This is a genomic window from Streptomyces sp. NPDC018964 (assembly GCF_044390325.1).
Taxonomy (GTDB): domain Bacteria; phylum Actinomycetota; class Actinomycetes; order Streptomycetales; family Streptomycetaceae; genus Streptomyces.
This window is the reverse complement of sequence record NZ_JBIRYZ010000022.1, coordinates 77,026-102,827: the sequence shown is the minus strand read 5'-3', so window position 1 is coordinate 102,827 and position 25,802 is coordinate 77,026. Positions and strand designations below refer to the sequence as shown.

The 25,802-nt window shown below is 72.8% G+C and carries 23 protein-coding genes and 1 pseudogene; 12 read left to right on the top strand and 12 right to left on the bottom strand.

Going from position 1 to position 25,802, the window contains the following annotated elements; all coding sequences use genetic code 11:
• Window positions 1-54 precede the first annotated feature (54 nt).
• Together glp and galU are read right to left on the bottom strand one after the other, a co-directional pair.
• Complete coding sequence (gene glp, locus ACH5AO_RS28875; RefSeq protein WP_398929680.1) at window positions 55-1,377, bottom strand: gephyrin-like molybdotransferase Glp; 1,323 nt, start codon at window positions 1,375-1,377, stop codon at window positions 55-57.
• Window positions 1,374-2,285, bottom strand: coding sequence for a UTP--glucose-1-phosphate uridylyltransferase GalU (gene galU / locus ACH5AO_RS28870; RefSeq protein ID WP_398929678.1), 912 nt, complete (start codon window positions 2,283-2,285; stop codon window positions 1,374-1,376). Before galU ends, glp begins: the two co-directional genes overlap by 4 nt.
• A gap of 167 nt (window positions 2,286-2,452) precedes the next feature.
• Here galU and ACH5AO_RS28865 point away from each other — a divergent pair, with 167 nt between their 5' ends.
• The gene (locus tag ACH5AO_RS28865) at window positions 2,453-2,992 is read left to right on the top strand and encodes a 5-formyltetrahydrofolate cyclo-ligase (RefSeq protein ID WP_398929676.1); all 540 of its coding nucleotides are present in this window, start codon (window positions 2,453-2,455) and stop codon (window positions 2,990-2,992) included.
• A 72-nt stretch (window positions 2,993-3,064) separates the two neighbouring features.
• Here the strand turns inward: ACH5AO_RS28865 and ACH5AO_RS28860 are convergent, their stop codons facing one another.
• Window positions 3,065-5,932 (bottom strand): penicillin acylase family protein, encoded by a 2,868-nt coding sequence (locus ACH5AO_RS28860; RefSeq protein ID WP_398929674.1) that lies wholly within the window; start codon window positions 5,930-5,932, stop codon window positions 3,065-3,067.
• Between the two features lie 237 nt (window positions 5,933-6,169).
• Here ACH5AO_RS28860 and ACH5AO_RS28855 point away from each other — a divergent pair, with 237 nt between their 5' ends.
• The 6 genes from ACH5AO_RS28855 (at window position 6,170) to mscL (ending at window position 12,149) form a co-directional block, all read left to right on the top strand.
• On the top strand, window positions 6,170-7,771 hold the full coding sequence (locus tag ACH5AO_RS28855; RefSeq protein WP_398929672.1) for a potassium/proton antiporter: 1,602 nt from the start codon (window positions 6,170-6,172) through the stop codon (window positions 7,769-7,771).
• A 337-nt stretch (window positions 7,772-8,108) separates the two neighbouring features.
• On the top strand, window positions 8,109-9,395 hold the full coding sequence (locus ACH5AO_RS28850) for an MFS transporter (protein ID WP_398929670.1): 1,287 nt from the start codon (window positions 8,109-8,111) through the stop codon (window positions 9,393-9,395).
• Window positions 9,396-9,463: 68 nt separating this feature from the next.
• A complete protein-coding gene (locus ACH5AO_RS28845; RefSeq protein WP_398929668.1) occupies window positions 9,464-9,778 on the top strand; it encodes an FmdB family zinc ribbon protein in 315 nt (104 codons plus the stop codon).
• A gap of 78 nt (window positions 9,779-9,856) precedes the next feature.
• Window positions 9,857-10,699 (top strand): S-methyl-5'-thioadenosine phosphorylase, encoded by an 843-nt coding sequence (locus tag ACH5AO_RS28840; RefSeq protein ID WP_398929666.1) that lies wholly within the window; start codon window positions 9,857-9,859, stop codon window positions 10,697-10,699.
• 331 nt (window positions 10,700-11,030) lie between these two features.
• Entirely contained in the window at window positions 11,031-11,543 is a 513-nt protein-coding gene (locus ACH5AO_RS28835; RefSeq protein WP_398929664.1) for a hypothetical protein, read from the top strand.
• A gap of 135 nt (window positions 11,544-11,678) precedes the next feature.
• Window positions 11,679-12,149: a large conductance mechanosensitive channel protein MscL gene (mscL, locus tag ACH5AO_RS28830; RefSeq protein WP_398929662.1), complete on the top strand. Its 471-nt coding sequence runs from the start codon at window positions 11,679-11,681 to the stop codon at window positions 12,147-12,149.
• Window positions 12,150-12,162: 13 nt separating this feature from the next.
• Here mscL and ACH5AO_RS28825 read toward each other — a convergent pair whose 3' ends face one another.
• Window positions 12,163-12,339 (bottom strand): hypothetical protein, encoded by a 177-nt coding sequence (locus tag ACH5AO_RS28825; RefSeq protein WP_398929660.1) that lies wholly within the window; start codon window positions 12,337-12,339, stop codon window positions 12,163-12,165.
• Between the two features lie 43 nt (window positions 12,340-12,382).
• On the opposite strand from ACH5AO_RS28825, the gene ACH5AO_RS28820 reads away from it, so the two are divergent.
• Both ACH5AO_RS28820 and ACH5AO_RS28815 read left to right on the top strand, forming a co-directional pair.
• A complete protein-coding gene (locus ACH5AO_RS28820; protein ID WP_398929658.1) occupies window positions 12,383-13,411 on the top strand; it encodes a P1 family peptidase in 1,029 nt (342 codons plus the stop codon).
• A 196-nt stretch (window positions 13,412-13,607) separates the two neighbouring features.
• Window positions 13,608-14,354 carry a DUF6227 family protein gene (locus ACH5AO_RS28815; RefSeq protein ID WP_398929656.1) on the top strand — a complete coding sequence of 249 codons (747 nt, stop codon included), beginning with the start codon at window positions 13,608-13,610 and terminating at the stop codon, window positions 14,352-14,354.
• 21 nt (window positions 14,355-14,375) lie between these two features.
• Here the strand turns inward: ACH5AO_RS28815 and ACH5AO_RS28810 are convergent, their stop codons facing one another.
• The 5 genes from ACH5AO_RS28810 to ACH5AO_RS28790 all read right to left on the bottom strand — a co-directional run bounded on the left by ACH5AO_RS28810 (window position 14,376) and on the right by ACH5AO_RS28790 (window position 20,336).
• Window positions 14,376-14,660 (bottom strand): hypothetical protein, encoded by a 285-nt coding sequence (locus ACH5AO_RS28810; RefSeq protein ID WP_398929654.1) that lies wholly within the window; start codon window positions 14,658-14,660, stop codon window positions 14,376-14,378.
• A 116-nt stretch (window positions 14,661-14,776) separates the two neighbouring features.
• Window positions 14,777-16,846, bottom strand: coding sequence for a fructose-specific PTS transporter subunit EIIC (locus ACH5AO_RS28805; protein ID WP_398929652.1), 2,070 nt, complete (start codon window positions 16,844-16,846; stop codon window positions 14,777-14,779).
• Window positions 16,847-16,922: 76 nt separating this feature from the next.
• Window positions 16,923-17,870, bottom strand: coding sequence for a 1-phosphofructokinase (pfkB, locus tag ACH5AO_RS28800; RefSeq protein ID WP_398929650.1), 948 nt, complete (start codon window positions 17,868-17,870; stop codon window positions 16,923-16,925).
• A complete protein-coding gene (locus tag ACH5AO_RS28795) occupies window positions 17,867-18,628 on the bottom strand; it encodes a DeoR/GlpR family DNA-binding transcription regulator (RefSeq protein WP_398929648.1) in 762 nt (253 codons plus the stop codon). The genes pfkB and ACH5AO_RS28795 overlap by 4 nt, the downstream gene beginning before the upstream one ends.
• A 184-nt stretch (window positions 18,629-18,812) precedes the next feature.
• The gene (locus ACH5AO_RS28790; protein WP_398929646.1) at window positions 18,813-20,336 is read right to left on the bottom strand and encodes an MFS transporter; all 1,524 of its coding nucleotides are present in this window, start codon (window positions 20,334-20,336) and stop codon (window positions 18,813-18,815) included.
• A gap of 63 nt (window positions 20,337-20,399) precedes the next feature.
• On the opposite strand from ACH5AO_RS28790, the gene ACH5AO_RS28785 reads away from it, so the two are divergent.
• Complete coding sequence (locus tag ACH5AO_RS28785; protein WP_398929644.1) at window positions 20,400-21,371, top strand: helix-turn-helix transcriptional regulator; 972 nt, start codon at window positions 20,400-20,402, stop codon at window positions 21,369-21,371.
• 40 nt (window positions 21,372-21,411) lie between these two features.
• Here ACH5AO_RS28785 and ACH5AO_RS28780 read toward each other — a convergent pair whose 3' ends face one another.
• Both ACH5AO_RS28780 and ACH5AO_RS28775 read right to left on the bottom strand, forming a co-directional pair.
• Window positions 21,412-22,089 carry a TetR family transcriptional regulator gene (locus ACH5AO_RS28780; RefSeq protein WP_398929642.1) on the bottom strand — a complete coding sequence of 226 codons (678 nt, stop codon included), beginning with the start codon at window positions 22,087-22,089 and terminating at the stop codon, window positions 21,412-21,414.
• 557 nt (window positions 22,090-22,646) lie between these two features.
• Window positions 22,647-23,645 carry an RNA polymerase sigma factor RpoD/SigA gene (locus ACH5AO_RS28775; protein WP_398929640.1) on the bottom strand — a complete coding sequence of 333 codons (999 nt, stop codon included), beginning with the start codon at window positions 23,643-23,645 and terminating at the stop codon, window positions 22,647-22,649.
• A gap of 192 nt (window positions 23,646-23,837) precedes the next feature.
• Between ACH5AO_RS28775 and ACH5AO_RS28770 the strand changes: the two are divergent.
• Window positions 23,838-24,240: pseudogene (locus ACH5AO_RS28770) on the top strand (GNAT family N-acetyltransferase); the annotation flags it as partial.
• 25 nt (window positions 24,241-24,265) lie between these two features.
• Here ACH5AO_RS28770 and ACH5AO_RS28765 read toward each other — a convergent pair.
• The gene (locus tag ACH5AO_RS28765) at window positions 24,266-25,051 is read right to left on the bottom strand and encodes a dioxygenase (RefSeq protein WP_398929638.1); all 786 of its coding nucleotides are present in this window, start codon (window positions 25,049-25,051) and stop codon (window positions 24,266-24,268) included.
• Between the two features lie 113 nt (window positions 25,052-25,164).
• On the opposite strand from ACH5AO_RS28765, the gene ACH5AO_RS28760 reads away from it, so the two are divergent.
• On the top strand, window positions 25,165-25,686 hold the full coding sequence (locus ACH5AO_RS28760) for a MarR family winged helix-turn-helix transcriptional regulator (protein ID WP_398929636.1): 522 nt from the start codon (window positions 25,165-25,167) through the stop codon (window positions 25,684-25,686).
• Window positions 25,687-25,802 lie beyond the last annotated feature (116 nt).

Genomic DNA, 25,802 nt, shown 5'->3' with positions numbered 1-25,802 from the left:
CGGTGCGGCGCACGGGCCTGCTGTGCGCGACACGGTACCGCCAACCGGTCGTGCTCAGCCGAGCAGGACCACCTCGACCTCGGTGCCGGGTGCGACGGACTCGGCGTCCTCGGGGACGACGATCAGCGCGTTCGCCTGCGCGAGGGCCGCCACGAGGTGGGAGCCGGCGCCGCCGACCGGGGTCACCGTGCCGTCGGCGTACCGGCCGCGCAGGAACTGGCGGCGGTCCTTGGGAGAGGTCAGTGCCCGCTCCGCGGTGAGCTTCGCGCGCGTCCTCGGCCGGTGGACGTCCGTCAGGCCCATCAGGGTGCGGATGGCGGGCCGGACGAACAGCTCGAAGGAGACGTAACTGGAGACCGGGTTGCCGGGCAGGGCGAGCAGCGGGGTGTGGTCGGGGCCGATGGAGCCGAAGCCCTGGGGTTTGCCCGGCTGCATGGCGAGCTTGCGGAACTCGACGCCGCTGCCGGGCTCGTCCTCGTCCGCCGTGGACGACAGCGCCTCCTTGACGACGTCGTACGCCCCGACGCTCACGCCCCCGGTGGTGACCATCAGGTCGGCGCGGACCAACTGGTCCTCGATGGTGTCCCGCAGGGTCGTGGCGTCGTCGGTGACGGCGCCCACGCGGTAGGCGATCGCGCCGGCGTCCCGCGCGGCGGCGGTGAGGGCGAAGCTGTTGGAGTCGTAGATCTGGCCCGGGCCCAGTTCCCCGTCGGGCTGGACGAGTTCGCTGCCGGTGGAGAGCACCACCACGCGCGGGCGCGGGCGCACCCGGACCGTGCCGCGGCCGATGGCGGCCAGCAGGGAGATCTGCGGCGGGCCGAGGACGGTGCCGGCCGCCAGGGCGCGGTCGCCAGCCTTGACGTCGCTGCCCTCGGCGCGCACGTGCGCGCGTGCCTCGGCCGGGCGGTACACGTGCACCTGCCCGGTGGCGCCCTCGGGGGCGAGGCTGCGGGCGCGCATCCCGGTGGCCGGGCCCTCGCCGAGTCCGCCGTCGGTCCACTCGACGGGGACGACGGTCTCGGCGCCGGGCGGGAGCGGGGCGCCGGTCATGATGCGGGCGGCCTGGCCGGGGCCGACGTGGAGGAGGCCGGCCGCGCCGGCGGCGACGTCCCCGACGACCTCGAGGGCCGCCGGGTACTGTTCGCTCGCGCCGGCGACGTCCGCGACCCGCACCGCGTACCCGTCCATGGAGCTGTTGTCGAACGGGGGCAGGGAGACGGGCACCGTGACGTCCTCGACCAGGACGCAGCCCTGGGCGTCGAGGAGGTGCAGCTCGATGGGTTCGAGGGGCCGGACGGTCGCGAGGATGTCGTCCAGGTGCTCGTCCACCGACCAGAGGTGGTCCGGTCCTGCGGTGCGGGGCGCGGCGGTGCTCAACGTTGCTGCATCTCCTCGGTGACGTATCGCTGGAGCCAGGTCCGGAAGTCCGGGCCCAGGTCCTCACGTTCGCACGCGAGCCGGACGATGGCACGCAGGTAGTCGCCGCGGTCGCCGGTGTCATAGCGGCGGCCCTTGAAGACGACGCCGTGCACCGGGCCGCCGATCCGCTCGTCCGTGGCGAGCTGCTGGAGGGCGTCGGTGAGCTGGATCTCGCCGCCGCGTCCGGGCTCGGTCTTGCGCAGTATGCCGAAGACGGCGGGGTCGAGGACGTAGCGGCCGATGATGGCGTAGTTGGACGGCGCCTCCTCGGCGGCGGGCTTCTCGACCAGGCCGGTGACCTTGACGACGTCGGCGTCCTCGGTGATCTCGACGGCGGCGGAGCCGTAGAGGTGGATCTGCTCGGGGGCCACCTCCATGAGCGCGACGACGCTGCCGCCGTGCTGCTGCTGGACGTCGATCATGCGCTGGAGCAGGGGGTCGCGCGGGTCGATCAGGTCGTCGCCGAGGAGGACGGCGAAGGGCTCGTCGCCGACGTGCGGGGCGGCGCACAGCACGGCGTGGCCGAGGCCCTTGGGGTCGCCCTGGCGGACGTAGTGCATGGTGGCCAGGTCGCTGGACTCCTGGACCTTGGAGAGGCGGTCGGCGTCGCCCTTCTTCTGGAGGGCGGACTCCAGCTCGTAGTTGCGGTCGAAGTGGTCCTCCAAGGGGCGCTTGTTGCGGCCCGTCACCATGAGGACGTCGTCGAGGCCGGCGGAGACGGCCTCTTCGACCACGTACTGGATCGCCGGCTTGTCGACGACCGGCAGCATCTCCTTGGGAGTGGCCTTGGTGGCCGGCAGGAACCGGGTACCGAGGCCGGCTGCGGGGATGACAGCCTTGCTGATCCGCGGGTGTGACTGAGACATGTCCGCCACCATATCGGGCCCCTTTACAGAGAATCCGGGGCTCCGACTAATTATTGCTCATATGAGCATATTGGAACGGTACGGGTACGGATTTGAGACACGCAGCAGGTTCGGGCGATCTTGACAAGCGGGCGCGGCGCCGGGAAATCCTCACGGTGAGGAACGGGTTGACGGCGGATGACGTGCGGGAATCCGCGGCCGCGCTGGCCGGGCGGGCGCTCGGACTGCCCGAACTGGCGCACGCGCGCACGGTGGCGGCGTACGTCTCCGTGGGGAGCGAACCCGGCACGCTCGCGCTGCTCGACGCGCTGCGCGCGCGGGGCGCACGCGTACTGCTGCCCGCGCTGCTGCCCGACAACGACCTGGACTGGGGAACGTACGAGGGCGAGAGTTCACTCGCCCGCGTGCGGCACGGCACGCGCATGGCGCTCTACGAGCCCGCGGGGCCGCGCCTGGGACCGGACGCCGTCACGGAGGCGGACGTCGTCCTGCTGCCGGGCCTGGCCGTCGACGCGCGCGGGATGCGGCTGGGACGCGGCGGCGGCTCCTACGACCGGGTCCTCGCCCGGCTGGACCGCGCGGGCGCCCGTCCGGCCCTGGTGGTGCTGCTGTACGACGCGGAGGTCGTCGACCGCGTCCCCGCCGAGCCGCACGACCGGCCGGTGCACGCGGTGGTGACGCCGTCCGGGGTGCGCCGGTTCGGCTGAGGCCCCGCACACGCGGAAGCGGCCGCCACGCGTGTGCGCGGCGGCCGCTTCCGACGGCGGGGACCCGAGGGGTCAGGGCTTCAGCAGCAGGGTGTCACTGGTGCTGCCGTCGACCGCCTTCTCCGAGTACGACCACTCCAGCAGTTCACCCTCGGCCCACTTGTCCGTCTGGTCGACGTAGTGGGCGTTGTAGGCGTGCCCGGAGGCGCCGGTGAGGTTGATCCACCGGGACTTGTCGAGGTCGCCGAGGTTGACCACCATCCGCATGGACGGCACCCACACGACGTCGTAGCCGCCGGCGGCGTTCCAGCCGGTCGCGTTGACGGTGGCCTCGCCGCCGCCGAGCTTCCACGGGCCTCGGTTGAGCATGTACTGCAGGAAGTCCGGGCCCTCGGTGCCGAGGGTCTGGTTGTCCAGGAACAGGCGGTGCAGCCGGCCCCAGCTCCAGCTGTCGATGTCCTTGCCGAGCTTGGCGGTCAGCTCCCAGCGGGCGTCGATCAGGGCGCGCTTGAACAGCTCGTCACGGTTGTCCGCGGCGGGGCGGGTGCCCGACTTGGGGGTCTTCCACCAGTCGCTGTCCTCCTTGTCCATCAGCTTGCGGACCACCTCGAACCAGCGGTCGCCGCCGTCGGGCTGTGCCTGGTCGGCGTCGCGCTGACCGCACTCGCGGACCTTGTCCGCCTCGTCGGCGGGCCCGGTGGTGTTGACCGGATCGACCCACACGCACTGGCCCTTGACCCGCAGCTCCTTGGGCAGCTTGTGGCCGAAGGCGAGCTTGAGGATGTTGCGCCACACGGAGTTGAAGTACGCGGCGGCCGCCGAGTCGGCGTCCTGGGTGTAGTCCCAGCCCTCCAGCAGCTTCTGCGCCTCGCGGACGTCCTCGTCCTCGGTGTCGATCTTGAGCAGGGTCGGCACCAGCTGCTTGGCGATGGTGCTGGAGTTGTCGAGCTGCATCTGCCGCATGTCGTCGGTGGAGATCTTGCCGCCGTCCTTGATCTTCGACTCGATCAGCTCGGTGATCCGCCGGCTGCGGGCGCCGTACCCCCAGTCGGTGGTCAGCGTGTACGGGTAGTCCTCGCCGACGACGGCCTGGTTGGCGGTGACGATGTAGCCGCGCTTCGGGTTGTACTCGTAGGGCAGCGCGTCCTGCTCGATCCAGCCGGTCCACTCGTAGGCGGGGTCCCAGCCGGGGGCGGGGAGGGAGCCGTCGTGCTTCTCCGCGCGGGTGGGGATCTTCCCGGGGAGGGTGTAGCCGATGTTGTCCTCGGTGTCCGCGTAGATCAGGTTCTGCGAGGGCACCTCGAACAGGGTGGCCGCCTCGCGGAAGTCGTCCCAGTCCTTCGCGCGGTTCATCGCGAAGATCGAGTCCATGGTGCGGCCGGCGTCCAGGGCGGTCCAGCGCAGCGCGACGCCGTAGCCGTCGCCCCGGTCGGGGGCGGCGCTGTCGACGGTGGCCTTCTTGCCGGTCTTCACCAGGTCGTCGGAACGGTCGGAGAGCAGGGGGCCGTTGTTGGTCTCACGGACGACGATCTTCTGTGCCTTGCCGCCGGCGACCTTGATGGTCTCCTCGCGGGTCTTGAACGGCACCACCTTGCCGTCGTACTGGTAGCCGTCGCCGGTGATCTTCTCCAGGTAGAGGTCGGTGACGTCGACGCCGGAGTTGGTCAGGCCCCAGGCGATGTCCTGGTTGTGGCCGATTATCACGCCCGGCATGCCCGCGAAGGTGTAGCCGGTGACGTCGTACCGGCACTCGGCGGAGACGCTGCGGCAGTGCAGGCCCATCTGGTACCAGACGGACGGCAGCGAGGCCGACAGGTGCGGGTCGTTGGCGAGCAGGGGCTTGCCGGTGATGGTGTGCTTGCCGGAGACCACCCAGGAGTTGGAGCCGATGCCGTCGCCGTTGACGCCTACGGCGGTGGGGAGGTCCTGCAGGACCTCCTGGAGGCCGGTGAGCTGGCTCTCCAGGGAGGAAGCGCCGGTGCCGGTGCCTGTGCCGGTCTCAGTCCCGGTTCCTGTGCCGGTACCAGTGCCTGTGCCGGTCCCGGTTCCTGTGCCAGTGCCGGTACCAGTGCCTGTGCCGGTCCCGGTTCCTGTGCCGGTGCCGGTGCCGGTGCCGATGCCAGTGCCGGTCCCCGTGCCGTCCGTGCTCTCGCCCTGCTCGTACGCCCCGGTGAGCTGGTCGTACTGGCCCTCCTGGACCACCGGCTTGTTCCGGCTGTACGGGTACGCCGGGTACAGGTCGGCGATCTGCTTCGGGCCGAGGCGGCTGGTCATCAGCGCGCGGTCGATCTCGTCCTGCATGTTGCCGCGCAGGTCCCAGGCCATCGCCTTCAGCCAGGCCACGGAGTCGACCGGGGTCCACTCCCCCGGCTTGTAGTCGTTCTCGAAGCCGAGGGCGGCGTACTCCAGGGAGATCTCCTTGCCCTCCTTGCCCTCCAGATAGGCGTTGACCCCCTTGGCATACGCCTGGAGGTACTTCTTCGTGGCGGGGGAGAGCTTCTTGTCGTACTCCTCCTCGGCGACCCGGTCCCAGCCCAGGGTGCGCAGGAACTCGTCGTTGTCGATCTGGCTCTTGCCGAACATCTCCGACAGGCGCCCGGAGGTCATGTGCCGGCGCACGTCCATCTCGTAGAACCGGTCCTGCGCCTGGACGTAGCCCTGCGCCATGAACAGGTCCTCTTCGGAGGAGGCGTAGATCTGCGGGATGCCGTAGCCGTCCCGCTTGACGTCGACGGTCCCCGTCAGGCCCTTGAGCGTGATCGAGCCCTGGGTCTGCGGGAAGGAGGCGCGCACGGTGCTGACCGACCAGTACCCCCCGTAGGCGACACCGCCGATCAGGGCCAGCACCAGGACGAGCACGATCAGTCGGGCTCTGCGCCCCTTCTTCCTGCCGGGCTTGCCGGGTTGCTGGCCCGTGGAGGCGGTGGTGTCGGTGGGCATCGCTGTCCTTGCTGTCCTAACGCGAGCGGCAGGTCGGGCTGTGCTTTTAACTGAGCGCTGGAGCAACGATAGGCGCAGGGCCCCGCGGCACTTGACGCGGAGTGGGGAACCAGCCCGGACGGACGTTCGATCTTGCCCTGTTGAGCGTCAAGAACGCGTCAAGAGTTAGGTAAGGTAACGAAGTAGTTTGCCGCGGAAGCGGTGGATCGCATGCGATGTACGTGAGCTCACGCGCGAGTGCGCCTGAGTCAGGGAAGGGAACGGCCGCTGACTGTCCACCACCTCAACCAGCTCCTGCTCGTCTGCTCGATCGTCCTGCTCGTCGCCGTCGCAGCGGTCCGGATCTCCTCGCGCAGCGGGCTCCCCAGCCTGCTCGTCTACCTGGGCATCGGCATCGCCATGGGCCAGGACGGCATCGGCGACATCCACTTCGACAACGCCGAACTGACCCAGGTCATCGGATACGCGGCCCTGGTCGTGATCCTGGCCGAGGGCGGTCTGGGCACGAAGTGGGCCGAGGTGAGACCGATCCTGCCCTCCGCCGCCGCGCTCGCGCTGACCGGCGTCGCGGTGAGCGTCGGCGTCACGGCGTCGGCCGCGCACTTCCTGGTCGGGCTGGAGTGGCGGCAGGCGCTGATCATCGGCGCGGTGGTGTCCTCGACCGACGCGGCGGCCGTCTTCTCGGTGCTGCGGAAAATACCGCTCCCCGCGCGGGTGACGGGCACACTGGAGGCGGAGTCCGGCTTCAACGACGCGCCCGTCGTCATCCTGGTCGTCGCCTTCTCCGCGGCCGGACCGGTCGAGCACTGGTACGTCCTGGTCGGCGAGATAGTGCTGGAACTGGCCATCGGCGCCGCCATCGGGTTCACGGTGGGCTGGCTGGGCGCCTGGGGACTGCGGCACGTGGCGCTGCCCGCCTCCGGCCTCTACCCGATCGCCGTCATGGCCATCGCGGTCGCCGCCTATGCGTTCGGTGCGATCGCCCACGGCAGCGGCTTCCTCGCCGTCTACCTCGCCTCGATGGTGCTGGGCAACGCCAAGCTGCCGCACTGGCCCGCCACGCGCGGCTTCGCCGAGGGGCTCGGCTGGATAGCCCAGATCGGCATGTTCGTCCTGCTCGGCCTGCTCGTCACCCCGCACGAGCTGGGCGACGACATCGTGCCCGCGCTGCTCATCGGACTGGCGCTCACCATGGTGGCCCGCCCGCTGAGTGTCGTCCTCTGCCTGCTGCCGTTCCGGGTGCCCTGGCAGGAGCAGACGCTGATGTCCTGGGCGGGACTGCGCGGCGCCGTGCCCATCATCCTGGCGACGATCCCGATGGTGCAGGGCGTCGCCGGGAGCGAACGGATCTTCAACATCGTCTTCGTCCTGGTCGTCGTCTACACCCTCGTCCAGGGGCCGACCCTGCCCTGGCTGGCCCGAAAACTGCGCCTGGGCGCGGACTCCGCCGCCGACCTCGGCATCGAGTCGGCACCCCTGGAGCGGCTGCGCGGACACCTGCTGTCGGTCGCCATTCCGGCCGGGTCGAGGATGCACGGTGTGGAGGTCGCCGAGCTGCGGCTGCCGGCCGGGGCCGCCGTCACCCTCGTCGTGCGCGAGGGGAACTCGTTCGTGCCGCTGCCGTCGACGGTGCTGCGCCGCGGGGACGAACTGCTCGTCGTCGCCACGGACCCGGTACGGGACGCCGCCGAACGGCGCCTGCGCGCGGTCGGCCGGGGCGGCAAGCTGGCCGGCTGGCTGGGCGCCGACGGCCCACAGGCGGGACGCGGACGAACCACGGACGGGACGACGCGGACGAACCACGGGCGGAACGCGGACGGACCGGAGACGAACCGCTGACGGACCGCGCCGACGGACCGCGGGCGGACCGGAGACGGACCGTGGGCGGACCGGGGACGGGCTGGAGACAGAGCGCGCCGACGGACCGCGGGCGGGCCGTCGGTGGAGCACTGACGGCGTGCCCGGCTTCACAGCGGGCCGCGGGTGATCCCTGTACGATGCAGGCGACCCTAGATCGAACCAACTCTGCCTGACGCAGAGCTGGCGCGACCGTATGGCGGCCGGAACGCCCTGAGCTGTGGCGCCGGTATCTACCGCAGTCAGCGCAAGAGGACAGCTCTCGGCGCCCCCGCACGACCCGCGCGGGCCGCTACCAGGTGGCGGAAAGGCACGGGCCGTGGCATCCACGGTCACCACCTCGAAGGACTCGGCGGCCACCTCCCGACCGGGCTACGGCCGGCTGCTGCGCACGCGCGGCGCGTGGACGTTCCTGCTCCCCGGCTTCGCGGCCCGCCAGCCGTTCGCGATGCTCACCCTCTCCATCGTGCTGCTGGTGCAGCACACCACCGGCTCGTACGGCGCGGCCGGCGCCGTGGCGGCCGTCACCGGCGTCTCCATGGCGCTGTTCGCCCCCTACAGCGGCCGTCTCGCCGACCGCCACGGGCAGCGCGCCGTCCTCGTGCCCGGCGTCCTCGTCCACGCGGCGGCCGGACTGGCCCTCACCGCGCTGGCGCTGAGCGACGCGCCCCTGTGGGCGCTGTTCGCCGCCGCCGTGCCCACGGGCGCCTCGGTGCCGCAGATCGGGCCCATGGTGCGGGCCCGCTGGGGCGTGCGGCTCAAGGGCTCCCCGCTGCTGACCACCGCGGCGGCCTTCGAGTCCGTCACCGACGAGTTCACCTTCGTCGTCGGACCGCTGCTGGCCACGGCCCTGTGCACGGCCGTCGACCCGGCGGCGGGCCTGCTCACCGAGGCCGCGCTGACGCTGGTCGGCGGTCTGCTGTTCGCCGCGCAGAAGGGCACACAGCCCGAGACGGGTCGCGACGGGCACGCGCGCGTGGAGCACGTCTCCGCACTGCGCGTCCCCGGTGTGCGCGTACTGATCGTGACGTTCCTGGGCATCGGTTCCGTCTTCGGCGGCATGCAGGTCTCGCTGGCCGCGTTCACCGAGTCGATCGGCGAGCCCGCACTGAACGGCGTCCTCTACGGCGTCTTCGCCGCGGGCAACATGCTCTCCGGCATCGTCTGCGGCGCCATCGCCTGGAAGGCCGCCCCGCAGCGGCGCCTGGTGATCGGCTACACGGCGCTCGCGCTGACCGCGTCCGCCCTGTGGACCGCCCACTCGGCCCTGCTGCTGGCCGGGCTCGGCCTGCTGGTCGGCATGTGCATCGCACCGGCCCTGATCACCGGCTACACGCTGGTGGAGAACCTGGTCCCGGCGGGCGCCCGCACCGAGGCCTTCACCTGGCTGACCGGCGCCGTCGCGCTCGGCCAGGCGGCGGCCGTCACGGTCGCCGGACAGCTGGAGGACCGCCTGTGGGGCGGCGCCGGCTTCCTGGTGCCGATGGCCGGCACGGTGCTGGCCCTCGTGACGCTGCTGGCACTGCGCTCACGGCTGGCCGCGGCTCCGCGCGAGCGCACCGTCGCACGTGGCGTCGGTCACCGCGAGTCCGTCGCAGTGGACTGAACCCGCGGAATACGTCAAGATGGACCGTCGTTAGCACTCATCGAGTGAGAGTGCCAGGAGGAAGACAAGTGCCGACCTACCAGTACCAGTGCACCGAGTGCGGCGAGGGCCTCGAGGCGGTGCAGAAGTTCACCGACGACGCGCTGACCGAGTGCCCCAACTGCCAGGGCCGCCTGAAGAAGGTGTTCTCGGCGGTGGGCATCGTCTTCAAGGGCTCCGGCTTCTACCGCAACGACAGCCGCGGCTCCTCGTCGAGCAGCTCGCCGGCGTCGTCGAAGCCGTCGAGCACGTCGTCCTCGACGTCCTCCTCGTCCTCGGACTCGGGTTCCGGCTCGTCCGGCTCGTCCGGTTCGAGCAGCTCCACCAGCACCACCGCCGCGTAGGGCCGCTTCCTTACGGAACCCCGTCGTCCGCCGACGACGGGGTCTTCGGCGTTTCCGGGTGCGGTTAGGGTGCGGAACATGGCGAACATGGCGAAGGCCGAGATCGGCGTGATCGGCGGCTCCGGTTTCTACTCCTTCCTCGACGACGTGACCGAGGTCCAGGTGGACACCCCGTACGGGACGCCCAGCGACTCCCTCTTCCTCGGCGAGGTGGCCGGCCGGCGGGTCGCCTTCCTCCCCCGGCACGGACGGGGCCACCATCTGCCGCCGCACCGCATCAACTACCGGGCCAACCTGTGGGCGCTGAGGTCGGTCGGCGTGCGCCAGGTCCTCGGGCCGTGCGCGGTCGGCGGCCTGCGGCCCGAGCACGGGCCGGGCACGCTGCTGGTACCGGACCAGCTCGTGGACCGTACGAAGTCCCGGGCGAACACCTACTTCGACGGGCTGCCGCTGCCCGACGGCACGGTGCCGAACGTGGTCCACGTGTCGCTGGCCGACCCCTACTGCCCCACCGGGCGGGCCGCCGCGCTGAAGGCGGCCCGGGGCCGGGACTGGGAGCCGGTGGACGGCGGCACGCTGGTCGTGGTGGAGGGGCCGCGCTTCTCCACCCGCGCCGAGTCGCTGTGGCACCGGGCGCAGGGCTGGTCGGTGGTGGGCATGACCGGTCACCCCGAGGCGGCGCTCGCCCGTGAGATGGAGCTCTGTTACACCTCCCTGACCCTGGTCACCGACCTGGACGCCGGCGCCGAGACCGGTGAGGGCGTCTCCCACGACGAGGTGCTGCGGGTGTTCGCCGCCAACGTGGACCGGCTGCGGGGCGTGCTCTTCGACGCGGTGGCGGCGCTGCCGGCGACGGAGGAGCGGAACTGTCCGTGCACGTCGGCGCTGGGCGGGATGGACCCGGGGTTCGCGCTGCCGTAACCGCTCGCGGGGCGGAACGTCCTGTTCGGGTGGGGGAGTTCTCCACAGGGCGGTGGTGCGTCCACAGGGTCCGGCGGGGTGTGGCGCGAGGCCTCATCGTGGGAGTCGCAAGCCGGTCCCTTCGTCGCAGGTGGTGGTACCCGTGTCCCGTCCCCCCTCCCCGCTCCGCTCCCCCTCCCGCGCCGTCCCGCGCCCGCCGGGCACCGCGTTCCCCCGGTTCCCCCACCCACCGGGCGCCGCGTTCTCTCACCCGCCGGGCGCCGCGTTCTCTCACCCGCCGGGCGCCGCGTTCCCTCACCCGTCCGGCCTCGAGGTCCCTCCCCCGTGCGAGGTGCCGCACTTCGCCCCGGTGCGGGTGCGCGGTGCCCTGCCGCTCCCGGCCCGGCTCGTACGGCACCGGAGGCGGGCCATGGCGCTCGGCCTCGCGGTCACGGCGGCGGCACTGGTGGCGGCGGGGCCGCGGGACGCGGACCGGTCCCGTGGCCGTCCCGACGGATCCGCGGTGACCCGTGCCGCCTCGGTGTCCCCCGGAGACCGTGCCGTACGGGCGCGGGGCGCGGGCGCGGCGGTCACGGCGGCGGTGCGGATCGCCGACGCGGCCACGGTGCGGCTGCTGCGGCCGGGCGACCGGGTGGACGTGATCGCCGCCGAGGAGACGGTGTCCGGGGGCGGGGCCCGGGTGGTCGCGCGCGGGGCACGGGTGACCGAGGTGCCAAAACCGGCGGACGGAGCGGACGGGACGGGCGACGGCGGGGCGCTGGTCGTGCTGTCGGTGCCGCGTTCCACCGCGGCCGGCCTGGCAGGCGCGAGCGCCACGGCACGGCTGGCGGTGACGGTGTGGTGACCGGTGCTCCTCCGGTCCCCGTCCGCGTGCGGGGCCCTTTCGCCCGGCGGCCCGGCTGGACAGGCCGGCACACGGGTGACGTAGGTTGCGGAGCGTTTTCCTCCGCACCGTACGCACGAGAAACGAGGCCTCGAAGTGAGCGACCAGGGCAAGACGGGCATTCTGCAGGGCTTCAAGGCCTTCTTGATGCGGGGCAACGTCGTCGATCTGGCCGTGGCGGTGGTCATCGGCGCCGCTTTCACGAACATCGTCAACTCGGTCGTGAAGGGTGTCATCAACCCGCTGGTGGGTGCGTTCGGCACGAAGAACCTGGACAGCTACAGCTCGTGCCTGAAGGGCCCCTGCGAGGGCGCCGGGGACGCCGCGACCGGTGTGCGGATCCTGTGGGGTTCGGTCCTCGGGGCGACGCTGCAGTTCGTGATCACCGCGGCGGTCGTCTACTTCCTGATGGTGCTGCCCATGGCGAAGTACCTGGCCCGGGTGGAGGCCCGCCGGAAGGCGAAGGAGGGCACGCACGAGGTCGTCGAGATCACCGAGCTGGAGGTGCTCAAGGAGATCCGCGACACCCTCGTCGCGCAGCGCGGCACGGGCCGGGACGAGCGCTAGGCGTTCCGCCGGTTCAGAGGTGGTGGGGCGGCTTCTCGTCGAGGAAGCGCTTCAGATCGGCCGCGCTGTCGCCGGACGGGCGCTCGCCCCAGCCGCGGTCCGTGTCGTCCGAGGACCGCTGGTCCATCGGGTCGTCGAAGACCAGCGCCGGCGTGGGCCCAGTCGGACGGGGATCGGGGTCGGTGCTCATGTGCCCAGGGTACGGCCGCCCCTGACCGGGCAGTACTGGTCCCATGGCAGCTGACGCTCTGACGGATGTGGCCGGCCTGCGCGTGGGGCACGCGACGCGTACCGGCAACGGGTGGCTCACGGGCACCACGGTCGTGCTCGCGCCCGAGGGCGGGGCCGTGGCCGCGGTGGACGTGCGCGGCGGAGGCCCCGGCACGAAGGAGACCGACGCGCTCGATCCGCGCAACCTGGTGCGGACGGTCGAGGCGGTCGTGCTGACCGGGGGCAGCGCGTACGGGCTGGACGCGGCGTCCGGGGTGATGGCCTGGCTGGAGGAGCGGGGGCGCGGGGTGCGTGTCGGGCCGGATCCCGCGCACGTGGTGCCGGTGGTGCCGGCTGCCTGCGTCTTCGACCTGGGGCGGGGCGGCGACTTCCGGGCCCGGCCGGACGCGGTCACCGGCCGGGCCGCGGTCGAGGCGGCGGCGGCGACCGGTCCGGGAGCGCCGGTGCCGCAGGGGTGCGTGGGCGCCGGTACGGGCGCGGTGGTCGGGCAGCTGAAGGGCGGGATCGGCACGGCGAGCGCGGTGCTGGACTCGGGCGTCACGGTGGCCGCGCTGGTGGTGGCCAACGCGGCGGGGTCGGTGGTGGATCCGGAGACGGGGGTGCTGTACGGGGAGTTGTTCCAGGGCCGGGTGCGCCGGCCGGAGCCGGAGGTGCACGGGGCCGCGCTGCGGCGGCTCGCGGAGGTGGCCGAACGGAACCCGGCCCCGCCGCTGAACACCACGCTCGCGGTGGTCGCCACCGACGCCGGCCTGTCCAAGGCGCAGGCGCAGAAACTGGCCGGCACCGCGCACGACGGCATCGCGCGGGCCGTACGGCCGGTGCATCTGCTCAACGACGGCGACACCGTCTTCGCCCTGGCTACGGGCGCCCGCCCGCTCGACGCGGCGGACCCCCTGGCCCTGAACGAGGTCCTCGCGGCGGGCGCGGACCTGGTGACCCGCGCGATCGTACGGGCCGTCCGCGCCGCCGGCCCGGTGGACGGTCCGGGTGGTTCGTGGCCGTCGTACGGGGAGCTGTACGGCGGGCAGTGAAAAGGAAGGGCCGGCCGTCGGCCGCCGAAGTATCGTCGATCCGGAAGCAGTTGACGCACGTCCGGGCGGTGCCGGGAATTTCTCGCGCGCTCCGTTCGTTTTTCGCCATATGTTTCCTCGGTTCCCGGACACCATTCCGCCCGAGGGGCTACGGTATGCACCCACAAGGTGACATGCAGCAACGCCGGGAGAAACCTTGAGCGTTCCGTACGAGACGGCAGCGTACGAACCACCCGACTCGCCCGAGTCTCCGGAGGAGCACCTCGCGCGCCTCCTCGGCCGCGCCCTGAACTCCTTCGAGCTGCCGGACGAGGTGATCCGGCGGCTGGACTGCGCGCTGGCGCACGACGGTTCGCTGCACTCCGCGCACCACAGCGCGGGCCTGCACCGGGAGACGTACCGTCACACCTGGCTGCTCGCCGACGGTTCGGCGCTGACGCTCTGGGAGCTCGTGCACAACACCGCGCCGGGGGACGAGCCGCAGCACGAGGTGTACGTGGACGAGGAGGAGCTGCGGACGGCCACGGCCCGGCTGCCGTTGCCGCCGGACGCGCCCGACTTCGAACTGCCGGTGGCGGTGCGGCTGCCGTTGCCTCCCTCGCCGCGGAAGCTGTACGTCCCGGACGGTTCCGCGGATCACGCGCGGCGCTTACTGCGCCGCGCGGAGAACACGGACCGGCCGGGCGCGGAGACGGCCGCGCTGCTGGCCACGGCGCGCGCGCACCGGATCACGCAGGCCTTCGGCCGGCCGTCCCGCGCGGGACGGCCGGGGCTGTCCTTCTCGCTCTACGAGCACGGGTTCCTACTGGACGACGGTGCGGAACTGTCCGTGTGGGAGGTCGAGCACACGGTCACGCCGGACGGACGGCACATGTGCGAGGTGTACGTCAGCGAGGACGCGGCGCGGGAGGCGATGGAGCGCAGGGCCGCGCAGGTTCCCTGAGGCGGCGGGCGGCGCCGCGGTTCAGTTCCCTTCGCTGAGGCGTCGTACCAGCACGGCGAACGCGTCGCGTTCCGCCGGCGTGAGCCGTACGGTTTCCGCAGGGGGGCCGGTCCGCCGCTGGCGCGGGATCACCGGGGTGCCGTGGGGTGTGTGCCGCGGGGCGGCCTCCGGGTGCTCCCGGGTGTGCTCGCGCATCCGTCCGCGGCGCCGCCGCAGGGCGTCGGCCAGGCCCGCCGCGCAGGCCATGGCCACCAGGGTGAGGACGGTGGCGCCCGTCGTCCGCGAGAGTGTCGTGTACTCAGGCATGCGGCCCAGTACACACCACGATCCGGGGCTTCGACCCCGGATCGTGATGATCGTGATCTATATCGCAGTAGGCATGAACCGCCCACACCTACCCAAACGGACGCATCGTCGTAACTCTACGCGGCCACCGGCTGCTTGGTCCCCGCCGACGGCACCGATGCGTCCCCGCCCGCGCCCGTGGCGGCCGGGGCCGGTCCGCGCAGGCCCTTGAGGGCGATCACCAGGGCCGCCGTGACACAGACGCCCGCGGCGATGGCGACCAGGTAGAGGAACGGGTTGCCGATCAGCGGGACGACGAAGACGCCGCCGTGCGGGGCGCGCAGGGTGGCGCCGAAGGCCATCGACAGGGCGCCGGTGACCGCGCCGCCCGCCATGGAGGCGGGGATCACCCGCAGCGGGTCGGCGGCGGCGAACGGGATCGCGCCCTCGGAGATGAAGGAGGCGCCCAGGACCCAGGCGGCCTTGCCGTTCTCGCGTTCGGTGCGGTCGAAGAGCTTGCCGCGGACCGTGGTGGCCAGGGCCATCGCCAGCGGCGGCACCATGCCGGCGGCCATCACCGCGGCCATGATCTTCATCGCGGAGTCGCTGGGGCTCGCGACGGCGATCCCGGCGGTGGCGAAGGTGTAGGCGACCTTGTTGACCGGACCGCCCAGGTCGAACGTCATCATCAGGCCGAGGAGGGCGCCGAGCAGGACGGCGTTGGTGCCGGTGAGGCCGTTCAGCCAGTCGGTCATGCCCTGCTGGGCCTCGGCGATGGGCTTGCCGATGACGACGAACATCAGGAAGCCGACGACCGCCGCGGAGATCAGCGGGATCACCACCACCGGCATGATGCCGCGCAGCGCGGCCGGTATCCGCACCTTCTGGATCGCGATCACCACGCCACCGGCGATCAGACCGGCCGCAAGACCGCCGAGGAACCCGGCGTTGACGGTGAGCGAGATCGCGCCGCCGACGAAGCCGGGCACCAGGCCGGGCCGGTCGGCCATGCCGTAGGCGATGTAGCCGGCCAGGACGGGGACGAGGAAGCCGAAGGCGACGCCGCCGATCTGGAAGAGCAGCGCGCCCCAGCTGTCGGCCTGGGTCCACACGAAGTGGTCCATCACCGACGGCGCCTCGTTGATCTCGTAGCCGCCGATCGCGAAGCCGAGGGCGATGAGCAGACCGCCCGCCGCGACGAACGGCACCATGTAGCTGACGCCGGACATCAGCCACGTGCGCAGCTTGGTGCCGTAACCGTCGCCGCTGCCGCCGGCCCGCTCGACGGGCGTGTCACCGGACACGGCGGCGGTGACCTCGCCGCGTTCCGCCTTGTCCCTCACCTCGGCGATCAGGTCGGCGGGGCGGTTGATGGCCGCCTTGACGCCGGTGTCGACGGTCGGCTTGCCCGCGAAGCGGTCCTTCTCCCGTACGGGCACGTCGTGGGCGAAGATCACGCCGTCGGCCGCCGCGATCACGGCCGGGTCGAGCCGGGTGAAGCCGGCGGAGCCCTGGGTCTCCACGACGACCTCGACGCCGGCGTCCCGGCCGGCGTTCTCCAGCGACTCGGCGGCCATGTAGGTGTGGGCGATGCCGGTGGGGCAGGAGGTGACGGCGACGACCCGGAACGGGCGGTCCCCCGCGGAGGCGGTGGTGCCCGTGGCGGCACCGGCGGAGGCCGCCGCCGGTGCCGCCACGGAGTCCTCGGATCCCTCGGAGTCCGAGGAGCCCGAAGAGGCCGGCTCCGAGGAGCCCGAGGAGCCGGCCTCTTCGCCCCGGATGAGCGCCGCGGCCGCCCCCGCGTCGCCCACCGACCGCAGCGCGTCGGTGAACTCGGCGTTCATCAGCTGCCGGGCCAGCGACGACAGGATCGTCAGGTGGGCGTCGTCGGCGCCGGCCGGGGCGGCGATCAGGAAGACCAGGTCGGCGGGCCCGTCCGCCGCGCCGAAGTCGATCCCGGCGGCGCTGCGCCCGAAGGCGAGCGTGGGCTCGGTGACGTGCTCACTGCGGCAGTGCGGGATGCCGATGCCGCCGTCGAGGCCGGTCGGCATCTGCGCCTCACGGGCGGCGACGTCGGCGAGGAAGCCGTCCAGGTCGGTCACCCGGCCCAGGGCCACCATGCGCTCGGCGAGGGCGCGCGCCGCCGCCTCCTTGGTGTCGGCGGACAGGTCGAGATCGACCAGTTCCGCAGTGATCATGTCGCTCATCGCGGGCTCCTTCGCACGCGTATCGCCCGTGCAGCGGGGTGGGCGGAAGGGGGGACGGGGGTGAGGAGGGGGTGGTTCATGACACCGGCTCCCGCAGCGGGCGGTCGGCGGGTACGTCGGCCGTGACGGTCACCGCGGCCGGGTCCAGGTCGGCCGGGGCCGGCATCACGCTGCCGGGGAGCCTGACGGCCGCCGCGCCGTGGGCGACGGCGGAGGCGAGCGCCTCGGGGCCGCGCCCGCCGGCGACGAGGAACCCGGCGAGCGAGGAGTCGCCGGCGCCCACGTTGCTGCGGACGGCGTCCACCGCGGCGGTGCCGAACCAGGCGCCGTCGTCCTCCACGAGCAGCTGCCCGTCGGCGCCGAGGCTCGCGAGGACGGCCCGGGCGCCCCTCCCCCGCAGCTCCTCGGCCGCCTTCAGCGCGTCGCCCACGGTGACCAGGGGCCGCCCCACGGCCTCGGCGAGCTCCCCGGCGTTCGGCTTCACCACGTCGGGCCGTTCGCGCAGGGCCGCGAGCAGCGCGGGCCCGGAGGTGTCCAGTGCGACGCGTACGCCCTCGGCGTGCACCCGGGCGACCAGTTCGGCGTACCAGGAGGGGGCGAGTCCGCGCGGCAGGCTGCCGCAGCAGGCGATCCAGTCGGCGCCCGGGGACTGCCGGCGCACGGTGTCGAGGAGCAGTTCCCGCTCGGCCGGCGTCAGTTCCGGGCCCGGCGCGTTGATCTTCGTGAGCACGCCGTCGGCCTCGGCGAGCGCGATGTTGGAGCGGGTGGCACCGGCGACCGGGACCGGAGCGACCTCGATGCCCTGCGCGTCGAGCAGGTCGGCGACCAGGGCGCCCGGTGCGCCGCCCAGGGGCAGCACGGCGACCGTGCGCCGGCCGGCCGCGGTGACGGCGCGGGAGACGTTGACGCCCTTGCCGCCGGGGTCGACGCGTTCGCCGGTGGCCCGGACGACCTCGCCGCGGTCCAGTGAGGGGACCTCGTAGGTGCGGTCCAGGGACGGGTTGGGGGTGACGGTGAGGATCATGCGCGCACTACTTCCGTGCCGCCGCGCTCGATCGCGGCGGCGTCGTCCGGGCCGAGCCCGCTGTCGGTGATCAGCAGGTCCACGTCGCTCAGGTCGCCGAAGCGGGCGAAGTGCTCCTGGCCGTACTTGGAGGAGTCGGCGAGCAGCACCACGCGGCGGGCGGCGGCCACCGCCGCGCGCTTCACGGCGGCCTCGGCGAGGTCGGGCGTGGTCAGCCCGTGTTCGACGGAGAACCCGTTGGCGGCCACGAAGAGCACGTCCGCGCGGATCTCGGCGTACGCGCGCAGCGCCCAGGCGTCCACGGCGGCGCGCGTACGGTGCCGTACGCGCCCTCCGACGAGATGGAGCTGGATGCCGGGGTGGTCGGCGAGGCGGGCCGCGATGGGCAGGCTGTGGGTGACGACGGTGAGGGAGAGCTCCACCGGCAGGAGGCCGGCGAGCAGTGCGGCCGTCGAGCCGGCGTCGACGATCACGGCGCCGTCGGCGGGGAGTTCGGCGAGGGCGGCCCTGGCGATGCGGTCCTTCTCGTCGGCCGCGGTCGTCTCCCGCTCGGCGAGGTCCGGCTCGAAGTCGAGGCGTCCGGCCGGGATGGCCCCGCCGTGCACCCTGCGGACCAGGCCGGCGCGGTCGAGGGCCTTGAGGTCCCGGCGGATGGTCTCGGCGGTCACCTGGAACTCCTCGGCCAGCGAGACCACGTCCACCCGGCCGCCGTCGCGGGCGAGTCGCAGGATCTCCCGCTGGCGTTCCGGTGCGTACATGGTGGTCTGCCTCCGAGTCCGTTCATGCCCGAACCTGTGGTTTAGCCCGCAGAGTACGCCCGGATGTCCGGAAAGTAAACAGACATGGGCACGTACGGGCACGAACGGGCTTCCGTTCATGTCCGTACGTGCCCATGGGGAGGGCCCGGCACCTCTGCGGCGCCGGGCCCTCCCCATGACCCGCTCACGCCACGGGTTCCCGCTCCCTCTCCACCACCGCGGGAGCCTCCCCCGCGCCCTCCACGTGCTGGGCGGGACGCTTGGGCAGGGCGAACATCAGCAGGAAGATCACGCCCAGCACCGCGGCCACCCAGCCCAGCGCGTGCCGGAAGCCGTCCGCGTAGGCCGGGCCCACCTCGGCCGGGGCGAGCCGCTCGTCGATCACCCCGAAGAACGCCACCGACACCAGGCCGAGCCCCAGCGCGTTCCCCATCTGCTGCACGGTGTTGATCAGCCCCGACGCCGACCCGGCGTGCTCACTCGGCACCTCGGACAGCACCGCGTCCGTCAGCGGCGCCACGATCAGCCCCATGCCGACGCCCATGACCGCCAGCGGGAGCGCCATCTGCCAGGAGGCGATGTCCATGCCGTAGCGCTCGGACTCCCAGATGTAGAGCAGGACACCCACCGCCATCACCAGCGCGCCCGCCTGGAGCACCTTGCGCCCGTAGCGCGGGACCAGCAACTGCACCGACATCCCGGCCGCCGCGGACACGGCGACGGAGAACGGCACCCCGGTCAGTCCGGCCCGCAGCGCGCTCCAGCCCAGGCCTATCTGCATGTACAGCGTCCAGACCAGGAAGAAGACGCCGAGGCCGACCCCGAACACCGTCTGCACCGCGATGCCCGCCGCGAAGCTCTTCACCCTGAACAGCGACAGCTCGATCAGCGGGGAGCCGTCCCGCGCGCCCTTGGCCCGCTCGTACGCCACCAGCGCCGCGAAGACCACCAGCGCGCCGGCCATCGACGCGTACCCCCACAGCGGCCAGCCCAGCTCACGGCCCCGGGTCAGCGGGTAGAGCAGCATCAGCAGGGCCAGCGTGACGAGTGCGACGCCCACCAGGTCCAGCTTCAGGGCGCGCGGCGCCCTCGACTCGGTGATGAAGCGGCCGCCGAGGACCAGGCCCGCGATGCCGACCGGCAGGTTGATCAGGAAGATCGGCCGCCATTCCAGGCCGAACAGGTTCCATTCGGTCAGCAGCGCGCCCAGCAGCGGTCCGGACACCGCGCCCAGGCCGACGATCGCGCCGAACAGCCCGAACACCTTGCCGCGTTCGTGCGCCGGGAAGGTCGCGTGCACGATCGACAGCACCTGCGGCACCATCAGCGCCGCCATGGCGCCCTGCAGGATGCGGGAGGCGACCAGCATCTCCGGGTTCACGGCGAACCCGCACAGCGCGGAGGCGAGGGTGAAGCCGCCGATGCCGACGAGGAAGATCCGCTTGCGGCCGTGGATGTCGCCGAGCCGGCCGCCGGTGACGAGCCCGGCGGCGAAGGCCAGCGCGTAGCCTGCGGTGATCCACTGGATCTGGCTGAAGGTGGCGCCCTCGTCGCGCTGGATCGACGGGATCGCGATGTTGACGATCGTGACGTCGACGAGATCCATGAAGGCGGCGGTCATCACGATCGCCAGCGCGAACCAGCGGCGGCGGTCGCCCTGGTCGCCCGCGGCGGGCCGCGGTACGTACGGGGTGTCGGTGGAGTTCATGTCCCGGAAGCTAGGCCCCCAGTAGGTCAGTTCGGGTCCTAGTTCCGCGGCATCCTCGTTCTCATGACGACGGACACCCCGGCCCGGCTCCTGACCCTCCTCTCCCTCCTCCAGACGCCCCGCGAATGGCCCGGCGGCGAGCTCGCCGACCGGCTCGGGGTCTCCCGGCGCACGATCCGGCGGGACATCGACCGGCTGCGCGAGCTCGGCTATCCCGTGCAGGCGACGATGGGCGCGGAGGGCGGCTACCGGCTCGTCGCCGGCAAGGCGATGCCGCCGCTGGTGCTCGACGACGAGGAGGCGGTGGCCATCGCGGTCGGGCTGCGGGCCGGCGCCGGGCACGCGCTGGAGGGCGTGGACGAGGCCTCCGTGCGGGCGCTGGCCAAGCTGGAGCAGGTGCTGCCCGCCAGGCTGCGCCACCGCGTCAGCACGCTCCAGGCCGCTACCACCCCGCTGACCAGCGGCGACGGGGCGACGATCGCGCCGGAGACGCTCACCGTCATGGCCTCCACGGTGGCCGGGCACGAGCGGCTGCGGTTCGCCTACCGGGCCGCCGACGGCACGGAGTCCCGGCGGGTGACCGAGCCGTACCGGCTGGTGTCGACCGGGCGGCGCTGGTACCTGGTGGCGTACGACCTCGACCGCGCGGACTGGCGGACGTTCCGCGTCGACCGGGTGAGCGACCCCTTCACGACCGGGGCGCGGTTCACCCCGCGCGAGCTGCCGACCGGGAGCGCGGCGGAGTTCCTGCGCCGGTCGATGTACCGCACGCGGGAGTCCTACGAACTGGTCGTCACCTTCGCCGCGCCGGCCGAGGCGGTCGCCGCCCGCATCCCGGGCTGGCTGGGCGCGCCCGAACCGCTGGACGGGGGAACCTGCCGGCTGCGGGCGACGGTGAGCGGCGCCAAGGACTGGCTGGCGGTACGGCTGGCGATGCTCGGGCACGAGTTCACGGTGCAGGAGCCCGCGGAGCTGGTGGAGGCGGTGCGGGAGCTGGGGGCGCGGATGAGCCGGGCGGCGGACGGTGCGCGGTGAGGCGGCGCCGGTGCCCTCCGGGAACGGCCGCGGGCCCGGGTCAGGCCGCCCACGCGAAGTCCCGGAGTGCCGCGAGGTTGGCGACAGCCAGTTCGGCCGGGCCCCCGGGGCCCTCGGAGGGGCCGTCGCCGGCCGCCCAGTTCTCCATCGCCGTGCGCACGGCCGCGCTCGCGACGGCGGCGGTGAAGCACAGCCGGGTGCGGGCGGCGACGTCGTCGGCCTCGTACGGGACGTGAGCGGCCGTCAGCCGCTCCGCCAGCGCCTCCGCCAGGCTCCGCTCCGACTCCCGGCACGTCTCCGCCCACACCCGGCGCAGGGCGGGGGCCGCCTCGGCCAGCCGGATCAGGGTGCGCACCCGGTCCCAGGAGGCCGCCGAGACCCCGAGGCCGGGGGTGAGCGTGTGGCGCACGGCGTCCTCCAGGACCCGCGGCAGGGGCACCCCCGCGGGGGCGGCGCGCACCGCCGCCACCCAGCGCTGGGCGCCGGCGGCGTAGAGCGGGCCGACGGCCTCCTCCTTGCTGGCGAAGTACCGGTAGAAGGTGCGCGGGGCGACGCCGGCCGCCTGGGCGATGTCCTCGGCGCGGGTGGCCCGCAGGCCCTGCCGGACGAAGAGACCGGCCGCCGCGCGGGCGATCTCCATACGGGTCTCGGCCTTGCGCCGTTCGGTCAGCGAGGCCGCGGGAGGCGGTGGGGGCGGCGTAGGGGTGGTGCTGCTCACGTCCGGCAGGCTATGCCCATGTGACACAATCTGCCATCTGGCGGGCCACCCCGGGGTTCAGGTCCGGGGTGACCCGTCGGCCGGCGGCGCGCACGAGGAAGCCGGGCCCGGCGCCCGGGGGGAGGGCGCCGAACCCGGCTCGGGGAAGTCCCGGCGCCGGGGGGGGTGTGCGTCGGGACGTGGCTCGGTGGGTCCGGGATCCTCGGTGGATCCAGGATCTCAGGGCCCGGAGTTCGAACTCCCGGCCTGGAATTCTTGTTCCCAGGGCCCGGTGGGTTGAAGCGGCGGGGAACGGCCATGTTTTGCGCGGTCTTTCGCCACCCGGCGTACGCGGCAGGGGCCCGTGCGGGCCCCGTCGCTCCCCCGGACTCCGCACGGCGGTGCCGGCGCCCCCGCGCCGGGCCCGGCGGCCGCACCCCGCGTCCGCCTCCGGCGGCCCGGCCGTCACACCACCGCGGCGCCCGGATCCTCACACCGCGGCGTCCGGTACGGCCGGCGCGCCGCCGCACCGGGGGCCGAAGGGGCGGACCGTCGCGCCCCCGTGCTCCGGCCGGGTGTCACGCCGCGGCGTCGAACCCGGTGTCGCGGGCCAGCTTCTTCAGCTCCAGCAGTGCGTGCTTCTCGATCTGGCGGATGCGTTCGCGGGTCAGACCGTGTTCCTTGCCGACCTCGGTCAGCGTGCGCTCGCGGCCGTCCTCGATGCCGTACCGCATCTTGATGATGGAGGCCGTGCGCTGGTCGAGGCGGCCGATCAGGTCGTCCAGCTCCTCGCTGCGCAGCAGCGTCAGCACCGACTGCTCCGGCGACACCGCCGAGGTGTCCTCCAGGAGGTCGCCGAACTGGGTCTCGCCCTCGTCGTCCACCGACATGTTCAGCGAGACCGGGTCACGGGCCCAGTCGAGCACGTCGACGACGCGCTCCGGCGTGGAGCCGAGCTCGGCGGCGATCTCCGCGGGCTCCGGTTCACGGCCGTGCTCACGGTTGAACTCGCGCTGCACGCGCCGTATCCGGCCCAGCTCCTCCACCAGGTGGACGGGCAGGCGGATGGTGCGCGACTGGTCGGCTATCGAGCGGGTGATGGCCTGGCGGATCCACCAGGTCGCGTACGTGGAGAACTTGAAGCCCTTGCGGTAGTCGAACTTCTCGACCGCGCGGACCAGGCCGGCGTTGCCTTCCTGGATCAGGTCGAGCAGCGGCAGACCGCTGCGGGGGTAGCGGCGGGCCACGGCGACGACCAGGCGGAGGTTGGAACGGATGAAGACGTCCTTCGCCCGCTCGCTCGCGTCGACCAGGGCCCGGAGCTCCTCGGGGGTGGCCCCGGCCTTGTTCTCCTCGAGGCCGTCGAGGATCTGCTGCGCGAACACACCCGCTTCGATGATCTGGGACAGCTCGACCTCCTTGGCGGCGTCGAGCAGCGGCGTGCGCGCGATCTCGTCCAGGTACATGCCGACCAGGTCGCGATCGGCGATCTCGCCGCCATGGGCGCGGACACTGCGTGCCGGGTCGGCCGTCTCGCCGGTGGCGGACTGACGACGGGCGACGGCGCGGGTTGCCATGCGTGCTCCCTTGCGATGATGAGGTCAGCGGGTGGTCCTGCGGACGCTCGGCACGTCTCTCAGGTCCCTCCGGACTCTGGTCGAGTGCCCTGCATCCGATGGATACAACGACTGGAATCCGGACAGAATTCCCAACCCGTCCCCCGAATTTTCTGATCATGCAGTACCCTGTCGGCCCACGCGTCAGGCGCGATGCCGCCGGAGTGTGAAGAGCTCCAGGTCAGGCCGGTCACGGAGGGCGGTCCGACGGCTCTCACCGACCCGTACGACCGCTACGTACGTGAGACGGCGATCACGTTCGACACGGCCCCCTTCACCCCGGAGGAGTACCTCCCCCGGTCGCCCTCCCACCCCGCTAGACGGCCCGCACCGCCCGATGGTTGCCACGGGTTCCGGTTCACAGGGGATCCCGGGTACGCCACCGCCGGCCCCTTCCGTCCCGAGCCCGCCCGCGCGGCCTCGGTGGAGACGGCGGTCCGCGTACGCCTCGAGGCGGCCGCACGGGCGTGTCGGCTTCCGGTACGTCGGCACGTACCGGGAGGTGGGACGCGAGTTCGGCCGCTGGCGGGACGTGGCCTGGTACGAGAAACCCCTGGAGCCCCGCCGCGCCCGCCTCGGCCTCAGCCGAACTGCACCGACCGCTTGGCCAGCCCCAGCCAGAACCCGTCGATCACGGACTTCTGTTCCCCGAGCTCCCCGGCGGCGTCCGCGGCGCCCATGGTCACGAAGAGCGGGGCGAAGTGCTCGGTGCGCGGGTGGGCGAGCAGGCCGGCCGGGGACTTGCGGGTGAAGTCGAGCAGCGCGTCCACGTCGCCCGCCTCCAGGGCCTCCCGGCCCCAGGCGTCGAACTCCGCCGACCAGGCGGGGATGCCGCCCTGGCGCAGTGCGGCGAGGTTGTGGGTGAAGAACCCGGAGCCGACGATCAGCACGCCCTCGTCGCGCAGCGGCGCGAGCCGGCGCCCGATCTCCATCAGCCGCACCGGGTCCAGGGTGGGCATGGAGACCTGGAGCACCGGGATGTCGGCCTCGGGGTACATCTCGATCAGCGGGACGTAGGCGCCGTGGTCCAGGCCCCGGTCGGGGACGTCCTGGACGGGGGTGCCGGGGGCGCGCAGCAGCTTGCGTACGGACTCGGCGAGCGCGGGGGCGCCGGGGGCGCCGTAGGTGACCCGGTAGTAGTGCTCGGGGAAGCCCCAGAAGTCGTAGACCAGGGGGACGGGCTCGGTGGCGCCGAGGGCGAGCGGGGCCTCCTCCCAGTGGGCGGAGACGACCAGGATCGCCTTCGGGCGGGGCAGTCCGGCCGACCAGGCGGCCAGTTCGCCGGGCCAGACGGGGTCGTCGGCCAGGGGCGGGGCGCCGTGGCTGAGGTAGAGCGCGGGCATGCGTTCATGGGCGGCGGCGGTCATGGCGGCGGCTCCCTCCGACGGGCTTCCAGTCTTGCTTGAACTCTCAATTTCTTGTGCCGACTGTACGCCGGTTTTGTTTAACCTTCAAGGAGAGCGGCCGTACAGTGGAGTACATGAACACGGCACCCGCAGCATCATCGGCGCCCGCCGACGAACCCCGCTGGCTCACCGACGAGGAGCAGCGCGTCTGGCGCTCGTACATCGAGGCCGCCACCCTCCTGGAAGACCACCTCGACCGCCAGCTCCAGCGTGACGCGGGAATGCCGCACGTCTACTACGGCCTGCTGGTCAAGCTCGCCGAGTCCCCGCTCCGCCGGCTGCGGATGACGGAACTGGCGATGTCCGCGAAGATCACCCGCTCCCGCCTCTCGCACGCCGTCGCGCGCCTGGAGAAGAGCGGCTGGGTGCGCCGCGAGGACTGCCCCTCCGACAAGCGGGGCCAGTTCGCCGTACTGACCGACGAGGGCCTGGAGGTGCTGCGCCGGCACGCCCCCGGTCACGTGGACGCCGTACGCCAGGCGGTCTTCGACCGGCTCACCCCCGAGCAGCAGGAGTCCCTCGGCGAGATCATGCGGATCATCGCCGAGGGACTCCAGCCCAGCGGAACGGGCGCGGACCTGCCCTGGCTCCGCTGACGGGCGGGAGCCGGGGCAGGTCCGGGGAACCGTACGGAAGGGGCGTCCCCTCCTCTTCCGTACGGGCGGTGAGGGTTTCTCCCGTACGGGGTGAAGGTCTCCTCCGTACGGTGTGA